The organism is Paenibacillus sp. 2TAB26, assembly GCF_052115145.1.
Taxonomy (GTDB): Bacteria; Bacillota; Bacilli; order Paenibacillales; family Paenibacillaceae; genus Pristimantibacillus.
In genome coordinates, this window is sequence record NZ_JBFRGC010000008.1 from 190,680 (window position 1) to 210,040 (window position 19,361).

The window sequence follows — 19,361 nt, forward strand, 5'->3', positions numbered from 1 at the left end:
TCCTGAGAGCCGCGGCTTGTTCATTACCCGATTAAAGGGGCAGACCCATCTAACAAGCCATTTACCTCATTTCCTTCCTTACGCCAATATTCCATGCCGCCAAGCATCTCCTTTACCTTAAAGCCAAGCCCAGATAAACGAGCGGCACCTTTGGCAGCTCCATTGCATGCCGGCCCCCAGCAGTATACAACAATGACTTGTTCCTTTGAGAAGGATGAAGTCCTCTCCTCATTAATCATATTGGACGGCAGGTTAATCGCACCAGGAACATGGCACTCTTCATAAGCTTTTGCGCTGCGAACATCGATGAGCAGAAAGTCATTAACGCCCCGCTTCATATCATGACATACGTCAGAAACATCTGTTTCTACAGCCAGTTTGTTCATATAATGACGATGGGTATCCTCCGGTGAAGCTGCTGGTGTTTCAAGAACAAGCGATACATAAGATTCGTTTTCCATTTCCGCTGCCTCCATTTGGGCTGTTATATTTAAGCCGTTCGATTTCTTAAATACAATGTAGCACAGCCTTAAACAATGGAGTTATCGATAGAAATCTATAGTACACTTTATTAATTTTGATGATTAACCCCACCAACAAGCTCTAAGAACCCCGTAAACGCTTTGGATTTCCATTTCTTCTTGGCATAGATGAGCTGTGTATAGAACTTACAATCGGGGTGCGCAAAAGGAACAGCAATCAACTCGCCTTTCTGAACCGCATCAGCAACGACAATACGCGGCAATAAAGCAATTCCAAGACCGTACATCACACACTGCTTAATCGCTTCTAAATTGCCAAACTCATACGATAATGTATAATTCACATGGTTATGTTTGAGTACCTTGAGCAGCATAGCCCGGTAGGTGCAGCCATTCTCTGTTAAAATCATCGATTCGTTCTCCAAATCTTCAACCTGCACCTTATCAAAGCTTCCGAAGCGATGATCGGGACTTGCAATGATGACAAGCTCCTCTTCCCTCAAAATACAGCTGTGAAGCTCAGGATCAGTAAACGGCGGATCTAAGATGATCCCGACATCTAAAGCTCCCTCTTTTACACTCTCGATAATTACCGGTTCATTTCCCGGCTGAATGACAATGTTAACCTGTGGGTAGCTTATACGATAAGCCTGAAGATGCGGGGGGAGGAAAAAAGCAGCCAATGTCTCAATCGTACCAATGGTCAGCGTGCCCTTCGACTGTGTGGAGAGAACTTCTTTTGACTCCTCATGCAGCCTAACGATATCGTCGGCATATTGCAATAGCGTTTCCCCGGCCATCGTTAGCCTCATTTTCCTCCCAAATCGCTCCACTAGAACTGCCCCATACGATTCTTCAAGCTTCTGAATTTGTGTCGTAATACTCGACTGCGCATAACCCAGAGTTTCAGCAGCTCGTGTGAAGCTCCCCCACTTTGCTACTTCGCGAAATGTTTTTAAGTACGTTAATTCCAAGGCGCTATTCCCCTTTCTATAGGGAGAATCGTTCCCCTATTATAACTAGGATTTAGCTGTTGTTCATTCGTATTTCACAACATTAAATACGTCCTAACATGATGCGCAAGCCGACTACGATCATGGACGGCACTAATAACTTATCGCTTTTTCCCCAAATAGGAGATGTGCTATGTGGCGACTGTATCTCGTAATTCTTTGAATCTGCAAATTCCTTCAACCGATCTTGCGAGGAGTCTGTTTCACCATTAGGATATCCAACTTCGACCTGCCCATTTTCTACTTTAGATGCCGTTATCCAGCTTGGGGATAGCAATTTAAGATTAGGAGGGATGTCAGATAAGAAAAAGACGTATTCTTCACCGGATTTGAACTTCATAGAAAAATCAGGACATGCATTTCCAGCTGGATATTTGCTTCTATTGTCTATCGTTTCTGGCAAATAAATCGTCTGCGGCGCTTTGCCCGGTCCAGCATATGAAGTAACAGCCAGTGTAACTTTTCTTCCGTCCTCACTTATATCAGCCACCTTGCCATAAACCATAGCTTTCGACTCATAAGCCTCTTCAAAGTTCCATGGGATAGGTGAGCAAGCATGGACAAAATTAGCGTTCACTACGATAAACAAACAGATGAAGCTAAGTGTTAGTAATAGTACTTTATTTCTCATGTTCATCACTCCCATTCATTCTTATATCCTATAACGATGGGATGGAAATAATTGTTGCTGCTCTGCTGCCGACTTCAAAGCAATAACCGCAGTCGCATCTAATTTAAGTCAACGGACTAATATCTTTTCGAAAATAATAATGTTTGCTGCCTAAGGGCGCGTCTTCAAAAACCGCCACTTCTCTATAACCGTTTTTCTTATAAAATTCCGGCGCCTGAAAACTAAACGTGTTTAGCTTAATGAAGGTGCATTTCTTCTCTTTAGCTATTTTCTCTATTTGGGATAGCAGCTGGCTGCCGAGACCTGTGCCTCTAAGAGCTTGATCTACCCACAAAATATCGACCTCTATCCAATTCCAGCAAAAGACGCTTAATAGTCCGCCAAGGATTTTGCCTTCATCATCCTTTATCGTCAGGTTTATTTCCTCATAATTGTTTTTCAACTCGTCGGGGACATGCCCATGATTATACTCGATCAGTTTTCTTTTCACGTACTCGCTTTCTTCTTTGCTTCCATAAGTAATTTCAGCTGACACTAGTTTCCACCGCCAAATAAGATAATATAATGATCACTTTCCAATTATAGTATATTGCACATTCAAGATGAAGCGTTTTGCTTATTCATGGAAACGGCTGCGGAAGCTGCTTGGCGACTCTCCCGTCCAACGTTTGAACTGCCTGCTGAAGTGCGCAATATTATGGTAGCCAAGCCTCGCCGATATCGACTCTACCGTTGCTTCGGGATTCATCAACAGCAGCTTCGCTTTTTTCAGCATCAAAGTGGACAAATATTGACGGGGAGACACGCCATACACCTGGGTAAACATGCGATTGACCGACGACATGCTGTAACCCACCGAATCCGCAATTAATTTTATCGTCTCCATCTCGTCCTCCTGCTCTCTTCTGCTTGCCGCACCCTCAACCGTACGCTCCAGCATAGTCGCAATCTGTGCTGCTGCAGCCGATTTCCGTGCACCAGCCTCATCGCCGCGGTTAAGCTCAGACAGCGTACCGCTTAATCCGGCAAACAGTTCAAATAAAGCAGACAAAATATTCATGCGAGATTCTACTCGTACCACTGATTCTTCAGAGGTTAATGCCATTAATTTATCCAAAGCTGGCTTGATTGCTACTGCCAGCTCACTGCCAGCTTCGTGAAAACAATGGCTATTGCGAATAAGAAGCTCACGGAAAGACCTCTCATCGACGTCAAAATGCAAGCAATAATAGGTCATTTCATCATTACTAGCGACAGAGCTTTCATGATTGTCCCCCGGATTGAGCAATATAAGATCACCTGGACCTTGCTTATAGGTATGTCCGTTAACCTTCATCTCCTGCGTTCCCGATAATACGAGATTCACTTCAAATAGAGGATGCTTATGCAGTGGGTATTTCCATTCCGGATCAACCGTACGCCAGTGTGCTGCAAAAACACGGAAGGTGGAATCCATATCAGGCAGCATAAATTCCTTTCTAGCGGACTCTATTTTCATTTGCATAAGCTCGCATTTCTCCTTCCTTATTTGCATGCCCAAAAATATGATTGATTTGGGTAAATATCAACATGGTATGGATATGGGAACGGGTTAAAATCATTGCTATGATATAGATAGTATAGATTACAATTCATTTCCTAAAAAGGAGAAAAGATATGACTGCCATCCAAAATCCGATTTTACCTGGCTTTAATCCAGACCCCTGTATTTGCCGTGTAGGAGAAGACTACTATATTGCGGTTTCAACCTTCGAATGGTTTCCCGGCGTTGGCATTTACCACTCTAAGGATTTAAAAAACTGGAGGCTTGCCGCAAGACCTTTAAGCAGGCTCAGCCAGCTGAACATGATGGGCAATCCTGATTCTGGCGGTATTTGGGCTCCTGCACTATCCTATAGCGACAATAAATTTTGGCTGATCTATACCGATGTGAAAGTGACCGAAGGGCAATGGAAAGACTGCCACAACTATTTGGTTACCTGCGACACGATTGATGGCGAATGGTCCGAGCCCATTCATGTGAATAGCTCCGGCTTCGATCCATCGTTGTTCCATGACGAGGACGGCAAAAAGTATTTTGTAAACATGATGTGGGATCAACGGGTCGGCCATCACAACTTCTATGGTATTTTGCTACAAGAATACAGCGCGAGTGAGCAGAAGCTAATCGGTAAACCTGAAATTATTTTCAAAGGAACCGAGATTAAGCTGACCGAAGCTCCTCACCTTTATAAAATGAATGGCTACTATTACTTGCTTACGGCTGAGGGCGGCACCAAATATGAGCATCAGGCGACCATCGCTCGCTCCAAACAGCTTGCCGGACCATATGAGGTGCATCCGGAAAATCCGTTAATCTCATCGTTCCATGCACCGCGTATTCCATTGCAAAAGGCTGGCCATGCTTCTATCGTTCAAACGCATACCGGCGAATGGTTCTTAGTGCATCTTGTTGGACGACCTCTCTCTAGAGAAGGCCAGCCGCTGCTTGATCCGCGTGGTTACTGCCCGCTTGGCAGAGAAACAGCTATTCAGCGGCTCGAATGGCGCAATGATTGGCCTTATGTCGTTGGCGGCAACCAGCCATCCCTTGTCATTGAAGGACCTAACATTCCCGAAGTGAAATGGGAACGCGATTATCCAGTTAAGGATGATTTCGATAGCAGCACGCTAAATCTGCATTTCCAAAGCCTGCGCATCCCTTTAGGAGATCAAATTGTTTCTTTGACCGATAACCCTGGACATCTTCGTCTATACGGCAAAGAATCATTGACTTCTAAATTTACGCAGTCATTTATCGCAAGGAGATGGCAGCATTTCAACTTTACAGCTGAAACAAAAATCGCATTTCAACCGACGTCCTTCCAACAATCAGCTGGGCTTGTGAACTACTACAATACGCAAAACTGGACATCCTGCCAAATCTCATGGAATGAGGAAAAGGGAAGAATTTTGCAGCTTGTTGCATGCGATAATTTTTCGTTCTCTGAGCCGCTTCAAGGAAACGAAATAGCAATTCCAGAAGACGTTACCTATGTGCATGTCCGTGTTGACGTAGAGAATACACTGTACTACTACTCTTATTCGTTTGATGGCAAGAGCTGGACTCGTCTGCCTGTAAACTTCGAATGCTACAAGCTATCGGATGACTACATTCAAGGCGGCGGCTTCTTCACAGGCGCATTCGTCGGCATGCAGTGTCAGGATACATCGGGACGCAGCCTGCACGCAGACTTTGATTATTTTATATACGACAATCATTAATGAAGCAAGAAAGCTTTTGGGAGCTGAGCATCGTTCCTAAGAGCTTTCTTTTTTTATCCTTTGCATAAACGAAAGAACCTCCATAATCACTGCTGTGATTGGAGGTTCTTGTACGGTTCAGATACTGCCAAGCGGACGACGTCCCATCATCAGCTTTAGCCTTTGACCGAGCCTGCTGCTATGCCTTCAACGATACGATCGCTTAAGAATAAGAATGCAATCAATATTGGCAATATACTAATCATTAATGTAGCGCCGATTGCGCCCCAGTCCGTCGTATATTGGCCGATGAAGTTTTGCACGCCGACCGTCAGCGTTTTATAGGCATCTGAGCTTATAAATGTATTAACGAAAATAAATTCATTCCAATTATAAATCATGTTAATAATGCCTGTCGTTGCGATAACAGAGCCTGTCATCGGCAGTACGATTCGGAAAAATATTTTGTTCACGGAGCAGCCGTCGATAACCGCCGCTTCCTCTACCTCACGCGGCAAAGCATAATAGAAGCCAAGCAGGATCATAATCGTGATCGGCATATTGAACGCTACATAAGACAAAATAAGCGACAACGGATGATCAATAAGATGTATTTTGTTGAAAATGCTGAACAACGGAATGAGCGTCGAATGCACCGGAATCATCATCGCAACCATGAATAGACCGAGTACAAAAGAGCTGCCTTTCCACTTCAACCTTGTTATCGCGTAGGTAACTAGGCTGCCTAACACAATCGTAAGCACCGTCGCAACAACTGTAATCCATACGCTGTTGAAAAAATAAACATCAATATTTCCAGCGCTCCATACCTTCTCGTAATTTTCCCACCTAGGATTCATAGGCAGTGACAGCGGAGGAAGATTGAATACTTCCTGATTGTTTTTAAGCGAGAAAAACAGCAGCCATACGAGCGGGAAAATTTGCAATATGGCAACGACCGATAACACGATATATAGTACGGAATAACCCAGTTTGCTTGCTATCCAAGCGCCGGAGCTTTTGTTTCCGTTCCTCAGCTGTCCTGCAGTTCCGGGCATCATGAAGCTTCCCTCCTTACGAATATTGAATCGTATCTTTTGTAGCAGTCAATTTTCGGATTATCCAAGTTACGATGAGACAAATGATAAGCAGGAAGAAACCAATTGCACTGCCATAACCAAAGTCATATGCCCGGAAAGCCTGGTGATACATGTACGATGCCATCACTTCACTGGAACCGTTTGGCCCACCATCTGTCATGACGTAGATCAGATCAAAGTATTTAAGCGATCCAACAATCGCCAGCACGATCGTTACTTTAATGACCTCCATCGCCAGCGGAAGCTTGATCTTGTAAGCGATTTGAAAGGCGTTCGCGCCGTCAATCTTCGCCGCTTCCTCAAGTGAAGCTGGGATGTTCTTAAGCGCAGCATAATAAATTAAAATATAAAAGCCCGCATACTGCCAGAGGATTGGAATGAATAGAGCAAACAATACCAGTGAAGACTCAGCCAGCCATGCGGGAGGATTTGCAAACCCAATGGATTCGAGAAAGCTGTTCAGAATCCCATTCGTTGGATGATAAATTTTCAGCCAAAGCTGTGCAATCGCTACGGACGACAGCAGCATCGGAATCAAATATATTTTGCGAAAAAAATTGACGCCTTTTAGTTTGGCGGACAACACCATAGCAATAACTAAATAGAGAATGAGACTAAGTGTTGAAAAAACAGCTAACATAAGCGAATGACCAGCGCTGTTCCAAAACATTTTATCCTTAATTAGAGCTTGATAATTATCCAAACCAATAAATTTCATCGCTCCAATGCCATTCCACTGGTTTAATCCATAATAGCCAGTCAGAACGATTGGAATATATACAATAGCTAATATCAGAAGCAGGGAAGGCAGCACATACAGCGCAATTATTCTTTTGTTCGACATGACCTTATCCAAATTAGCCGACTCCTTTCTCATTCTCAAGCAGTAAGCGTTTACCCGGCATCCTCTGCCGGGCAAACGGCTTCCCTGCTCCCTATTCTAGAAGCTGTCAGTTTCCTTTGGAAATGGCCGCATCATGCTCTTCAGAGAATTTCTCTGGCGTCACTGCTTTGCCGAATAACGCTTGAATTTGGTTGAGGTGCATTTCTGCGGCATTTGCTTGCATTTGTACATCTGCAAACAAGGTGATGCTGCTAGCTTTGTTCATTTCATTGAACAGATCTACATATAGCTGAGGCAGCTCAAGCTTGGAAGTATCCACCTTCGTTGCTGGAATAACACCTGCTCCAGTAACGGATTGCTCGCCCCATTTTTCCACAAAATATTCTACGAAAGCTTTCGCTTCTGCTTTGACGTTTGAGCTTTCTGAAACGAACAATCCAACGCCTGGTCCGCCTACCCAGCTGTTGATATCGCCTTTGCCGCCTTCAACCGTTGGGAACTTGAAGAAACCAACGCTATCGCGGAACTCTTTAGGAATATCTTCATTCGTTGTGAAGTTAGGAAGCTCCCACGTACCCATCATGTACATAGCCGCTTTGCTGTTCAGAAACTCTGATTTTGCTTCTTCGTTGGACAAGCCGTTAAAGCCTTTTACGAATGCGTTGCTGTCTACTAGCGATTGAACCTCACTAGCCGCTTTTACTAGGTTTTCATCCTTGAAAGATCCTGAGCCGCTAATCGCTTTGGACAATGCTTCTTGTCCTGCAAAACGGTCTGCAAGGTACATGTACCACAATGATCCAGTCCAACGATCCTTGTTGCCAAGGGCGATTGGCGCGACACCGTTTTCAGAGAGCGTTTTCACAACTTGCTTAAATTGCTCGTAGGTTTGCGGCACTTCCAGCTTGTATTTCTCAAAAAGCGCTTTATTGTAATATACTGGTGAAATATTGAATTCAAGCGGCAAACCATACGTTTTACCGTCTACAGCATAAGCCTCTGTTGTGCCGCTGACGAATTTGCCATTAAGATTTCCGCTAAGCAAATCATCCAGCGGTGTGAACAGCTTGCCCTCTACATACGGTTGAAGGAAGCCTGCTGCCCAAGTAACGCCTACATCCGGCAATTGGTTTGATGCTGAAAGCACTTTCAACTTATTTTTATATTGTTCGTTATCTAGTACTTCTTGTTTGATCGTAACGTTAGGGTTCTCTTTTTGATATTCAGAAATGATTTGATTCACAATTTTGTTTTGTCCAGCCGATACGCCCTCAGGCCATAAGTGCATAAAGTTAACCGTTACTTTCTCGGAACCGCTTCCATTTGCACCATTCTTTGAATCCTCTTTACCGCCATTGTTCGAATTTTGACCGCAGCCTGCTGCAACAACTGCAAGACATAGAGTCAATAGGAGAATCGTCCATTTCTTTTTGAACACGTTTACAACCCCTTTTCTGCTGGTGATAGATTTGAATCTTACAAATCCATTTTATCAACACGATGTCAGCATCGTAAGGGTACATGAATTGGGGAAAATACTACTTTTATTGGATTGTCTCCTCGGAATGAGCGATCGTTCTTCGGTATTGACCCGGGCTAGTTCCTTCAAGCGAACGAAATACTTTCACAAAATACTTCGCCGTTTGATAACCGACTTGTTCAGCAATATCAGCAATCGCAAGTCTTGTTGTAGACAGTAATTCCTTAGCTCTTTGCACCCTTTTTCTCGTCAAATAATCGCTAAACGTTAGCCCCGTCTGCTCCTTAAAGAGCACGCTGAGATAGCTAGCATTCATATGCAAATGCTCTGCTGTATCGCGCATAGTGAGCGGCTTCTGCAAATTGTCTTTTAAATACTGAATCGCTTCTTGCACCTGCGGGCTATAGCGGTCTTCTTCCTGCGCAATATCCAGCAGCTTCGGGTCCATTAGCTTCTCCATGCGCTCAATCCGGTGTTTACTTTCTTCTCTTTTCATAGCAAGCTCTACCGCTTTAATAAGTTTAGTCTTATCCAAAGGCTTGAGCAGATATTCGACCACGCCAAACTGCAGCGCCTTCTGCGCGTAATCAAATTCAGGGTGACCCGAAATAATGATGACAACAGGAGGATGCGGCAGCTGCTCGTTTATTCGCTCCACTAAATCGAGCCCGCCGATTTCAGGCATGCGTATATCGGTGATTAGCAAATTCGCCTCGTTATGCTTCAGCCACTCCATCGCTTCTATCCCGTTGGATGCGGTCTCTATCCGATATTGTCCAGCCGACCATGCTTCAAGCACTTTGCGTACGCCTTCCCTCGTTCTCGGTTCATCATCCACGATCAGTATGGTTTTCAATTGGAATTCCCCTTCCATGTTCATTCGGTATCTCAAAGGCGACGGTTGTGCCACTGCCGATCTCGCTCTTTATTTCCAAGCCTTTGGTTTCCAAATGATAATAAAGCAGCAATCTTCGCTCCACATTGCTTATGCCAACTCCAGTTCCTTTGGAGGAAGTTTGATGCTGACCTTTGTCCATTGCTGCGTATAACGCCCGAATTTTCTCCTCATCCATGCCTGGTCCATTATCCGTCACAGCAATGCGAGTATAACCCGTCCGCTCAGATGGCTCGACCCGAACAACAACGGTGCCTGCCCCAATTCGCTGCTCAACGCCGTGCAGAATAGCATTTTCCACGAGCGGTTGAATAAGAAGCTTAGGAATCGGCACGCTGCGGCAATTTTCATCTGATTCAACCTTCCATGTCAGCCTATCGATCATGCGCATATCCATTATTTTCAAATACCGCTGCGCATGCTCAAGCTCATCACCGATCGTTACCCATTCATCCTCATCCGCGTGTGAAATGACATATCGGAACAAACCAGACATCGCAATAACAACATCCGCCAGCTCCTCTTCGCCTTTCTCATCCAGCGCCCAATAAAAGGCTTCCAGTGTATTAAACAAAAAGTGCGGATTAATTTGCGCTTGCAGCGCCTTCAGCTCCGTCCGGCTTTGAACAATTTCCTTCTGATAAACAACATCAATAAGCTCATTCAAAGAGCCAACCATCTGATTGTACGTATTGTTAAGCTCGTTAATTTCCATCGTTTTGGACGTAACCGGTATCGGCTTCAAGGTCCCAAACTTCGCATTGCGCATCACTTTAATCAAATTCAATATCGGGCGAGTAATCATCGTTGATAAAATAAAAGTTAAAATAAGAAATAACATGCCGCCTACTAAAATCGAAACAATAATAACGGTACGCAAAATCGAAATGCCTTCGGCAGCATACTTTATTGGCGTTAAAATAATAATTTTCCAGCCGGTCATTTCCGATTTTTTCTCAATGGCCATGAAGCGTTCTCCGTCCAGCGCTACCGTCTCATCCCCTTGATTAAGCATCTTCTCGACGTCTACTTCCTTCGAAAAATCGGAGGTAATCGTCTGATTTTCAGCATCGAATAAACCCATCATTTCGCTGGAACTATTGTCAGCGTTTCCATTCGATTCCGTGAGCTCAAAATATTTTTTATCAATTTGCACCATCAAATACCCTGCATGCGAGAAGGAATGATCAATAAGCCGAACATGGCGAATCGCAATGATGGAATCAGGGTACCTCGGGTCCATCCCGAACCAGACTAACCTGCCTCTTCCCTTGTCCACAAGGCTGAGCCAGCCCGTAGATACCCGGTTGTCCAAGCTTATATCCGTAAGCGGGAACAGCATCCGATAGTCGGTTGTATACAGCTCCAATGAGCGAATCCCCGTTGCATAAGCTTCTTGCTTTCGTATCTCCTGCTGAAGGGATTGACGTTCTTCAAAGCTGATCTTTCGTCCTTGCACCTCTTGTGCCATCAACCGCTGGATCGTTGCGCTTGTTGCTACCTGCATCGTAAACGTATCGATCTGCCGCAGCAGCACATCCAGCTTGCCTGTCGCTTGAACAGCCGTTTGTTGAATATGTTTTTCCGCATTGTTGCGCAGCAGAACCGAAACTTGATCATACGTAAAAAAGCCGACCGCCCCCAGCACGATAACCATAACGAGCATGAAGCCAAGGAAAATTTGATTACGCAATGTATTCATTTGTCCGAAACGATTCATGCCTACACTCCTTGTCCCATTCATTTCGTTTTTACTATACACAATTAAGATAATAAAAAGAAAGCCCTATCATTTCCACTGCTAATATATTAATTAATTAGATTAATAATCCATTGGTCACTGTAATCAGATATAATGATCATAAGCTTATGGCATATCAGAGTATCTACTTGCTAATCATCTTAGAGAGGGGAATTCCGATGACCGTTGATTTCCTAGTACGCAATAACGTAAATCTTTTAGGCAAAGGTGAACAAACGATTGTATTTGCTCATGGATTCGGCTGCGATCAAGATATGTGGCGCTACATCGTCCCGAGCTTTGAAGATGATTACCGCATCATCTTGTTTGATTATGTAGGTTCTGGAGAATCACAAATCGATTATTATGAACCCGAAAAATATAGTAGTTTACATGGTTATGCGCAAGATGTCATTGAAATTATGGATACGCTGCATGTAAAGGATGCTATATTTGTTGGCCACTCCGTTAGCAGTATGATTGGGATGCTTGCATCCATTCACAATACAGAATATTTTAAACACATCATTATGCTGGGTCCTTCTCCGCGTTATGTAAACGACCTTCCTGATTATTATGGAGGTTTCCATAGGCATGAAATCGATGAATTGCTTCATATGATGCAAATGAATTTTATTGGCTGGGCGAGCTACCTCGCGCCAATCGTCATGCAAAATCCAGATCGCAAAGAATTAACTAACGAATTGGAAAAAAGCTTTTGCTCTAGGGATCCCCATATTGCAAGGCAATTTGCTGAGGTAACTTTTTTATCCGATTGTCGCGCGGATCTCATTCATGCAACGATCCCTACCCTTATTCTTCAATGTTCTGACGACAGCATTGCTCCTATTGAGGTTGGCGACTATTTGCATGCTCATCTTAAAAACAGCACTCTTCAGCATATGCTCGCAAAAGGGCATTACCCGCACTTAAGTCATCCCGAAGAGACGACGCAGTTGATCAAACAATATCTAACCAACAACTAGAACTTGAAGAGAGGCAGTCGTTACATGGATACCCAGTTAAATTATGCCCCCTGTGGATTTTTCACTATTTCAAGTACAGGGGTAATTTTAGAGTTCAATCAAACGCTGTTAAACATGCTTGGTTTTGACCGGCAGGAACTGCTGAACCGACATCTTGAAACCACTATGTCTCTTACGAACAAACTGTTTTTTCATACCTATTTTTATCCGTATATCCAGCTGTATGGGCATGTAAATGAAATGTACTTCTCGTTTAAAACGAGAGACCAGCTTGATGTGCCTGTACTGTTAAACGGGATACGTCACGAACGAGATGGCGAAATTGTCATTGATTGTGTCATTGTGGAAATGCGTAAACGCATTGAACATGAGAACGATATTCTGCAAACCAAAATAAAGCTGGAGGAGCTTTATCGGGCAACCCATGAAGCGAACAAAAAGCTTGAACTCCTGCATGAAGAATATGAAAGCAAACAATCGCAATTGCTAATTTTGAACCACCAGTTGGAAAAGCTAGCCTCAACCGATCCTTTAACCGGGCTCAAAAACCGAAGGTTTTTTCAAGAGAGCTTGCTCGCAAATATCGCATTATTTCAACAAAATGAGCTGCCATTTTCACTCTTAATTATCGATATTGATCGTTTTAAAAGCATTAACGATACCTATGGGCATCCGGTCGGTGATTTGGTTCTTACAGAGCTGGCACAATTACTCGTAACCGCGTCAAGAGAAGACGACATTGTGGCTCGATTTGGAGGAGAGGAATTCGTCATTATTATTCCTAATACCAACCAGGAGAATGCCATATTAGCGGCCGAAAGGTATCGCAGCAAGACTGAAACAGCTCATTGGGGAGAATATCATGTGACGGTTAGTATTGGCGCAGCAACGATTACGCAGGAGGATACCGATCAATTCTTGCTTCAAAAAGCTGATCAAGCGCTCTACAACTCCAAAAAAAGCGGGAGAAACCGGGTCACACACTACTCCAATTTGGAGGAGGGCTAATCGCTTGTTCCCCATTTTGAAAACAAGAAATAGACCGAGAACCACATTTTCGAATGGTTTCGGTCTATTTTGATTTCTAATTTTCATATCGTTCGATTCAAATAATAATAAAAAAGCTCATCCCTTAATTCTGCTTCCTTCTCAAAATGCAGCCTATTCAGCAGTTGAATGGATTTTTCATTTTGCTGTTCCACGGTGGCTTCGATCATCGATAAACCCATCTGTTCAAATCCAAACGCTATTACAGGGAGCAGCGCTTCTTGCATTAACCCCATTCCCCAGTATTCCTTGGCTAAATCAAATCCTATCTCTGCTTTAGGCTGCTCTCCTTGAACCCAGCAATGGAAACCGCAAGTTCCAACGAGTCTATGATCCTTTTTACTGAAAATCCCCCATCGGCAGCCCTTATCATCGATGTGATATTGAATAATCTCTTTGGCCTCGTTTAAATCTTCACATGGGTTTATATCCATAAATCTGGTCACATTTTCATCCGAAAAATGCTTATAAATTGCTTCAGAATCTTCTAAAGTCAAAATAGAAAGCCTCAAACGTTCTGTCTCTAGTTCAGGAAATACAAAATCATAAGCAGTCAATTCACAACACCTCCGCTCAGCTAACCCTTTTACAAAAAGTGATCATACTCTATTCGCATTCTATATAAATTCAAAATTCGAACTTGTTCCTCACCTAATTGTTCATGATTCCAATACATATGCATCAGGTTGTATTCAAACAGCTGTTTCAATTTCAAAAAAAGAGGCAATGTGTCTACCATCTCCGGAGATAGATTGTGCTCTTCTCTATACCCATCAAGGAGAGCTTCTGTAATGGACTGTCGATAGTCCTTTATGTTCCCTCCGCCTGAGAATGAGAATTCCATAGCAGAATAGATGGGCACAGCTAAATCAAAAATATTAAAATGTTTTTCACAATCTTGGAAATCAATCATCGTAATTTCAGAGCCGTCCACTAAGATGTTTTCTAGCCATAAATCACCGTGGATCAGTCCGTAGTTTGAATTATTTTTAGGTAAACCCTTAATCTTTGTTAAAAGATGATCCGCCATTTCTCGTATCACTGTTTCTTCCTTCGGGATATGTGTGAGAAAATCATATTCCTTGTTTTCATACCAATCCTTAAGATGTGCCGTAGACTCACGATAGGATTGGGTTACACGATGCATCTTACCTATTTGTTTTCCAACCTTTTTAAGTACGGATGTGTTCCACTCCGCCCGTGGCAAATGAATGCCCGCCGCAGCTTTATATACAACGGCTAGCTTTTCTTCATCCAGCATGATCTTTTCAATATATTGATGATTAGAGGAGCGGACAGCTTCAGAAGCGCCAACGCCTTGATGGCATAAAAAATTCGTCCAGCTCACTTCTTCTGACTGCTCTTGATAGGTTTTATAGTTCGTTATTCGAACAAAAAAGGTGCCCTGCTCTGCAAGACAACGATAGATTTCATTGGTTACCGTCTCCACCTTATAACAACCAATAGAATAAGCTTCCTTAAGAAATTTCAATATTTGTTCTTCCATATTTGTATCCGCCTCGTTATAGATAGTTATCTAAACCACTTCTTTAGTTTACCATTTATAAACAGCTAGCTCCGATAAAATACAATTATACTTGTTCTTGGCATGGCCGAAATACTCTTATTGCAGCTATTTYCTATAATCTATAGTGCGTGAGCGGCTAGAAGCAGGCGATTCGCAGGTGACTGCGCTTGTACGCCAAGCAGGTCAATATTTTGGCTACGCTTTAACTAACCTGCTTCATCTGTATAATCCAGATGTCATCGTGGTTGGCGGCAGTACTCCGACATATAAGGGCTATATGGAAGCTGCCAAGGCTGCTCTTGAAGAATGAATTGTTGAAGTGCTGCAACCTAACAGAACCTAAGATTCATAACCGTGTCATCGCCTTTGGCGCTAGAGCTTGGATAAGGAAGCTTACACAATAACCATATTTGCGTAGCTTTATTTATTCATAAAGAACAGAAAAGCCGGACACCATTCGATTGAATGATGTCCGGCCTTCTTATAGCTGCTCCTTATGTTGCTTCCCGCAAAAAAGAGCACCAGCATGGTGCTCTTCTCATTCAAAATACACCTTATAATGTCGAGGCGGCCTGGCCAACTAACGACGTCAGTTGATCATAATCAACTGTATTCCCTTGTTTAAGCTTAATGGTTTTCCGTTCAGGAGGACCGTCAAACAATGGCTCTGGAAACGATAGCTCACTTGCATTGAAGATCGTAAAGCTCACCGCATCCTTCGAAGTTGAAATAACGGCAGCGTATTTTCCATTTTTCAAAAAATGAGGTTTCTTATACTGAATGCGCTCCTGAACGTCTGGGATAGCTCCATGAACAAGCTTGCGCAGCTCAGAACTCAGCTCCACTTGCCAAGGCTCTTTTATCGCTGCGATAAAATCTGTTACTTCTTGATTCATTTGATATTTCTCCTTTGTAATTGAAATTCTACCTGACTCTATCATTACGTCGAACGAGGATTAACAAAATCGACAGCTTCATTAAAAAAACTCAACTTTTATTTAGGATGTCAATTTGGTCTCTCAAATCCGTTTCCAGTGCCATCATTCTTGAGCCTTGCAGCAATTTCGTATCTTCAAGAAGCAGGCGGAGCTCAATTTCACCCTCGCCGCCGTAGGCTGGATTTGGCATACGCATCGCAAATGCAATGGCTTCTTCCTCCGATTTCACATCAATCAGCGTATATCCCGCAATTATTCCTTTTGCCTCCGCAAAAGGACCGACTACAACATTCGGCTTCTCTCCGTATTCGGAATACGTGATCCGCAGTCCGCTCGAGCTGGGTTGCAAACCTTCAGCAGCTAAGAGCACACCTGCCTCAGCAAGAGATTCATTGAATGAAGCCATCTCATCCATAAGCTGTCGATCGGGCTTCACACCAGCTTCAGATTGTTTGGTTGCTTTAACAATCAACATATATCGCATATATATTTCCTCCCTGTTTCTTGAGAACGGGGTGATTTCAAACCATCCTCTACTTCAGCAACGAATGGGGAGCTTCATAATCGACATGATCGTTATTTTTCATGACCTTCATTTTCTTTATCTGCTTCTAAAGACAAGCACTCGGCAGCACGATTCAGCAGAAGCTCGCGCTCGCGAGCGTTACGTGTCAACGAAGCAGCACGCTCAAACTCTGTGCGCGCCTCATCCATACGGCCCAATTTAACCAGAAGATCACCACGGACGCTCGGCAGCAAATGATAGTCTTTTAATGATGCTGCGGACGTGAGTTCATCAACAATTTGAAGGCCGAACGCAGGACCGAAAGCCATTGCAATCGCTACCGCCCGATTTAATTCTACGATAGGAGACGGCATGACGCGCGACAAAGCTTCATATAAAGCGGCAATACGCGCCCAATCGGTCTCCGATGCCATCCGAGCTTTAGCATGGCACGCCGTAATCGCAGCTTGAAGCGCGTAAGGACCAAGCGGACGGCCGAGCTTTTGAGCTCGCTCAAGAGCGGTTAAGCCTCGGCGGATGAGCAGCTGATCCCATAAACCGCGGTTTTGATCCATCAGAAGAATCGGTTCACCCGCAGCATTTACCCGTGTTTTGAAGCGTGACGATTGGATTTCCATTAAAGCAACCAAACCATGCACTTCAGGCTCGGCGGGTGCAATTTCCGCAAGGATACGCCCTAGCCTTAGCGCTTCCTGACAGAGCAGCGGTCGAAACCAGCTGCCGCCGGAAGTCGCCGTATACCCCTCATTAAACATTAAATAGATTACTTCGAGTACAGTAGAGAGTCGTTCCTTGAGCTCATCGCCTACAGGAACCTCAAAACCAACTCGCAAGCTGCTTAATGTACGTTTCGCTCGAACAATCCGCTGTGCAATAGTCGACTCTGCTACAAGATAAGCATGTGCGATTTCATCCGTGGTAAGTCCTCCGAGCAAGCGCAGCGTCAAAGCTACTCTAGCCTCCTGAGATAGAGCAGGATGACATGTTGTGAAGATCAAGCGCAGGAGATCATCTCCGACCTCTCCGTCCATCGCAATATGAATATCTTCCTCGGTATATAAGACGGTTCCTCGTCCAAACTCTTCATATTTCTGGTCGCGCAGCTTGCTCCTCCTAATCATATCAATCGCACGGCGTTTCGCTGCAGTCATAAGCCATGCTCCTGGATTATCCGGAATTCCGCTTTCCGGCCACTTCTCTAGTGCAATAATAAGCGCATCCTGTGCAAGGTCTTCCGCAAGGCCGACGTCGCGAACCATCCGCGCCAACCCGGCTATAAGTTTGGCTGATTCAATACGCCAGATGGCATCAATTGTACGATGGACTGCAGACTGGCTCACGATTTTTTAGGCCTCTCCATCTGTTCACGAAGCGCGGCTTCCATAGCCAGCGTTTCCGGGTTTTGTGTCAAATCCATCGCATCAAGCACCTGCCGCAGCTCAATTTCACCCTCGCCATTACCATGGGGATCTGGCATCCTCATCGCCCATTCAATGGCTTCTTCCCTAGAATTAACTTCAATAAGCGTATACCCCGCTATGATTTCTTTGGCCTCAGTGAATGGACCGTCTATTACTTTCGGTTTTTCACCGGGATTTGGATAAGAAATGCGTATGCCGTTCGAGCTTGCTTGGAGCCCGTCCGCTGCGAGCAGCACGCCAGCCTTAGCCAATTCTTCATTGTAACGAAGCATCGCTTCGAGAAGCTCCTGACTTGGCATAACTCCTGCCTCGGAATCTTTAGTTCCTTTGACGATCATCATAAATCGCATATGTATTCCCTCCTGGTTTTATAATAGAGTCTCTATTATTGTTTTTACTCAGCTAATTATTTCGTCCTTATTTAAACGACGAATACCATTGTTCAAATTCGACTTAGCGAGTTAAAATGATGTCTATTAATTGCTCATGTTGTCCCGCTCCAGTTCATATCCGTTATTTATTCTTCATCTTTAAATAAAACTCCTTTATGGAGCAAGCACAGTGTATACATCATGAAGCAAAATAAAAACCTCTATGTCCGCCGCCTTCTGCAAAAGAGAAGAAGCGAGGCAAATAGAGGTTCTCGTATTCGTTAAGTAATTTTATGCTTTTAACAATTAATCACATCAACAGTTTAAGTGGAAGCTTTGCTTTCCATCTCCCTTATATTAATGCCTTTATTTCACGCAGCATCTCACCTGCAAATGCCGCTAAAAGCTCACGATCAAACGTTTGTTTCCCTTTAACTCCGGCGTACTCGTCTAGGCACTTTCCAATCAAGTCCCGATACTCTTTTGGAAGAGCTTTGATGCCCCATTCTCCTCCTTCTTTTTTGGACGATATATTTCCTTCTCTCAGGTAGAACAGCACTCTACACAGGTTCAAGGTAATATACATCGGTTGATCCATAATGTCTTCCGAAGCCCCTTTAATATCATGATAAATGGACGCTAGAAAATACGTTTTATCGATAGGCTCATATAGCTCCTTAAGCGGCTTGCCATATAAGGTAATTCCGCGATAATAAGCGACAACCAGCTGCGATGCAAAATCATGATCCTCGTACCCGCCGCAAACATAGTTTTCGTCTGAGCGATATCTCTCCTTGTGGAAGTCAGAATAATGCATTTCACAGGGCGTAGGATAGACGAAGGAACTCAGGTGCGATTCCAAAACCATACTAAACTCCATACCTCTAGCATTTGGCATTTCATCATCCAGCGCTAGCACTAACCTAGCCGTCCTCTTTTTGTTTTCCTCGGTCAGACTTTCTTTGATCACAACGATAAAATCGATATCGCTTCTTTGGGGATGAAAGCATCCCATAGCCAATGAACCGTGTAAATAAATGCCCGACAAATTGTCGCCGAGCTCCCCTTTAAACAAAGAAACGATTTTATCCAAGTACAGCTGCATGCTTTTGCCT

General features: G+C 43.9%; 21 protein-coding genes. 4 read left to right on the forward strand and 17 right to left on the reverse strand.

Features of this window, described 5'->3' with window-relative positions; all coding sequences use genetic code 11:
* Window positions 1-23: 23 nt before the first annotated feature.
* The 5 genes from AB4Z50_RS10915 to AB4Z50_RS10935 form a co-directional block, all read right to left on the reverse strand.
* Complete coding sequence (locus AB4Z50_RS10915; RefSeq protein ID WP_441878737.1) at window positions 24-461, reverse strand: rhodanese-like domain-containing protein; 438 nt, start codon at window positions 459-461, stop codon at window positions 24-26.
* A 110-nt stretch (window positions 462-571) separates the two neighbouring features.
* Window positions 572-1,456, reverse strand: coding sequence for a LysR family transcriptional regulator (locus AB4Z50_RS10920; protein WP_441878739.1), 885 nt, complete (start codon window positions 1,454-1,456; stop codon window positions 572-574).
* A gap of 82 nt (window positions 1,457-1,538) precedes the next feature.
* Complete coding sequence (locus tag AB4Z50_RS10925) at window positions 1,539-2,126, reverse strand: hypothetical protein (protein WP_441878741.1); 588 nt, start codon at window positions 2,124-2,126, stop codon at window positions 1,539-1,541.
* Window positions 2,127-2,229: 103 nt separating this feature from the next.
* Window positions 2,230-2,661 carry a GNAT family N-acetyltransferase gene (locus AB4Z50_RS10930; RefSeq protein WP_076268737.1) on the reverse strand — a complete coding sequence of 144 codons (432 nt, stop codon included), beginning with the start codon at window positions 2,659-2,661 and terminating at the stop codon, window positions 2,230-2,232.
* An 81-nt stretch (window positions 2,662-2,742) separates the two neighbouring features.
* Entirely contained in the window at window positions 2,743-3,630 is an 888-nt protein-coding gene (locus tag AB4Z50_RS10935) for an AraC family transcriptional regulator (RefSeq protein WP_441878743.1), read from the reverse strand.
* Window positions 3,631-3,782: 152 nt separating this feature from the next.
* Between AB4Z50_RS10935 and AB4Z50_RS10940 the strand changes: the two genes are divergently transcribed.
* Window positions 3,783-5,390 (forward strand): glycoside hydrolase family 43 protein, encoded by a 1,608-nt coding sequence (locus AB4Z50_RS10940; RefSeq protein WP_441878745.1) that lies wholly within the window; start codon window positions 3,783-3,785, stop codon window positions 5,388-5,390.
* Between the two features lie 155 nt (window positions 5,391-5,545).
* Here AB4Z50_RS10940 and AB4Z50_RS10945 read toward each other — a convergent pair whose 3' ends face one another.
* The 5 genes from AB4Z50_RS10945 to AB4Z50_RS10965 all read right to left on the reverse strand — a co-directional run bounded on the left by AB4Z50_RS10945 (window position 5,546) and on the right by AB4Z50_RS10965 (window position 11,408).
* Window positions 5,546-6,430, reverse strand: coding sequence for a carbohydrate ABC transporter permease (locus tag AB4Z50_RS10945; RefSeq protein ID WP_076268734.1), 885 nt, complete (start codon window positions 6,428-6,430; stop codon window positions 5,546-5,548).
* A 13-nt stretch (window positions 6,431-6,443) separates the two neighbouring features.
* Entirely contained in the window at window positions 6,444-7,325 is an 882-nt protein-coding gene (locus AB4Z50_RS10950) for a carbohydrate ABC transporter permease (RefSeq protein WP_076268733.1), read from the reverse strand.
* Between the two features lie 94 nt (window positions 7,326-7,419).
* On the reverse strand, window positions 7,420-8,751 hold the full coding sequence (locus AB4Z50_RS10955) for an extracellular solute-binding protein (protein WP_441878748.1): 1,332 nt from the start codon (window positions 8,749-8,751) through the stop codon (window positions 7,420-7,422).
* Window positions 8,752-8,857: 106 nt separating this feature from the next.
* Window positions 8,858-9,649, reverse strand: a complete 792-nt coding sequence (locus AB4Z50_RS10960; protein ID WP_076268731.1) for a response regulator transcription factor — start codon at window positions 9,647-9,649, stop codon at window positions 8,858-8,860.
* Complete coding sequence (locus AB4Z50_RS10965) at window positions 9,624-11,408, reverse strand: sensor histidine kinase (RefSeq protein WP_441878751.1); 1,785 nt, start codon at window positions 11,406-11,408, stop codon at window positions 9,624-9,626. Before AB4Z50_RS10965 ends, AB4Z50_RS10960 begins: the two co-directional genes overlap by 26 nt.
* A gap of 200 nt (window positions 11,409-11,608) precedes the next feature.
* On the opposite strand from AB4Z50_RS10965, the gene AB4Z50_RS10970 reads away from it, so the two are divergent.
* Both AB4Z50_RS10970 and AB4Z50_RS10975 read left to right on the forward strand, forming a co-directional pair.
* Window positions 11,609-12,415 (forward strand): alpha/beta fold hydrolase, encoded by an 807-nt coding sequence (locus tag AB4Z50_RS10970; RefSeq protein ID WP_441878753.1) that lies wholly within the window; start codon window positions 11,609-11,611, stop codon window positions 12,413-12,415.
* A 24-nt stretch (window positions 12,416-12,439) separates the two neighbouring features.
* Window positions 12,440-13,423 (forward strand): sensor domain-containing diguanylate cyclase, encoded by a 984-nt coding sequence (locus tag AB4Z50_RS10975; RefSeq protein WP_441878755.1) that lies wholly within the window; start codon window positions 12,440-12,442, stop codon window positions 13,421-13,423.
* Window positions 13,424-13,506: 83 nt separating this feature from the next.
* Here AB4Z50_RS10975 and AB4Z50_RS10980 read toward each other — a convergent pair whose 3' ends face one another.
* Entirely contained in the window at window positions 13,507-14,019 is a 513-nt protein-coding gene (locus AB4Z50_RS10980; RefSeq protein ID WP_441878757.1) for a GNAT family N-acetyltransferase, read from the reverse strand.
* A gap of 29 nt (window positions 14,020-14,048) precedes the next feature.
* The gene (locus tag AB4Z50_RS10985; protein WP_441878759.1) at window positions 14,049-14,969 is read right to left on the reverse strand and encodes a phosphotransferase enzyme family protein; all 921 of its coding nucleotides are present in this window, start codon (window positions 14,967-14,969) and stop codon (window positions 14,049-14,051) included.
* 145 nt (window positions 14,970-15,114) lie between these two features.
* On the opposite strand from AB4Z50_RS10985, the gene AB4Z50_RS10990 reads away from it, so the two are divergent.
* Window positions 15,115-15,300: an ROK family protein gene (locus tag AB4Z50_RS10990; protein WP_441878761.1), complete on the forward strand. Its 186-nt coding sequence runs from the start codon at window positions 15,115-15,117 to the stop codon at window positions 15,298-15,300.
* A 244-nt stretch (window positions 15,301-15,544) separates the two neighbouring features.
* Here the strand turns inward: AB4Z50_RS10990 and AB4Z50_RS10995 are convergent, their stop codons facing one another.
* The 5 genes from AB4Z50_RS10995 to AB4Z50_RS11015 all read right to left on the reverse strand — a co-directional run bounded on the left by AB4Z50_RS10995 (window position 15,545) and on the right by AB4Z50_RS11015 (window position 19,351).
* Window positions 15,545-15,886 carry a DUF1801 domain-containing protein gene (locus tag AB4Z50_RS10995; RefSeq protein ID WP_076268722.1) on the reverse strand — a complete coding sequence of 114 codons (342 nt, stop codon included), beginning with the start codon at window positions 15,884-15,886 and terminating at the stop codon, window positions 15,545-15,547.
* Window positions 15,887-15,977: 91 nt separating this feature from the next.
* Window positions 15,978-16,412: a YciI family protein gene (locus AB4Z50_RS11000; protein ID WP_441878763.1), complete on the reverse strand. Its 435-nt coding sequence runs from the start codon at window positions 16,410-16,412 to the stop codon at window positions 15,978-15,980.
* 92 nt (window positions 16,413-16,504) lie between these two features.
* The gene (locus AB4Z50_RS11005; RefSeq protein WP_441878765.1) at window positions 16,505-17,794 is read right to left on the reverse strand and encodes an RNA polymerase sigma factor; all 1,290 of its coding nucleotides are present in this window, start codon (window positions 17,792-17,794) and stop codon (window positions 16,505-16,507) included.
* Window positions 17,791-18,225: a YciI family protein gene (locus tag AB4Z50_RS11010; protein ID WP_441878767.1), complete on the reverse strand. Its 435-nt coding sequence runs from the start codon at window positions 18,223-18,225 to the stop codon at window positions 17,791-17,793. Before AB4Z50_RS11010 ends, AB4Z50_RS11005 begins: the two co-directional genes overlap by 4 nt.
* Before the next feature lie 373 nt (window positions 18,226-18,598).
* Window positions 18,599-19,351 (reverse strand): aminoglycoside adenylyltransferase domain-containing protein, encoded by a 753-nt coding sequence (locus AB4Z50_RS11015; RefSeq protein ID WP_441878769.1) that lies wholly within the window; start codon window positions 19,349-19,351, stop codon window positions 18,599-18,601.
* Window positions 19,352-19,361: the final 10 nt, after the last annotated feature.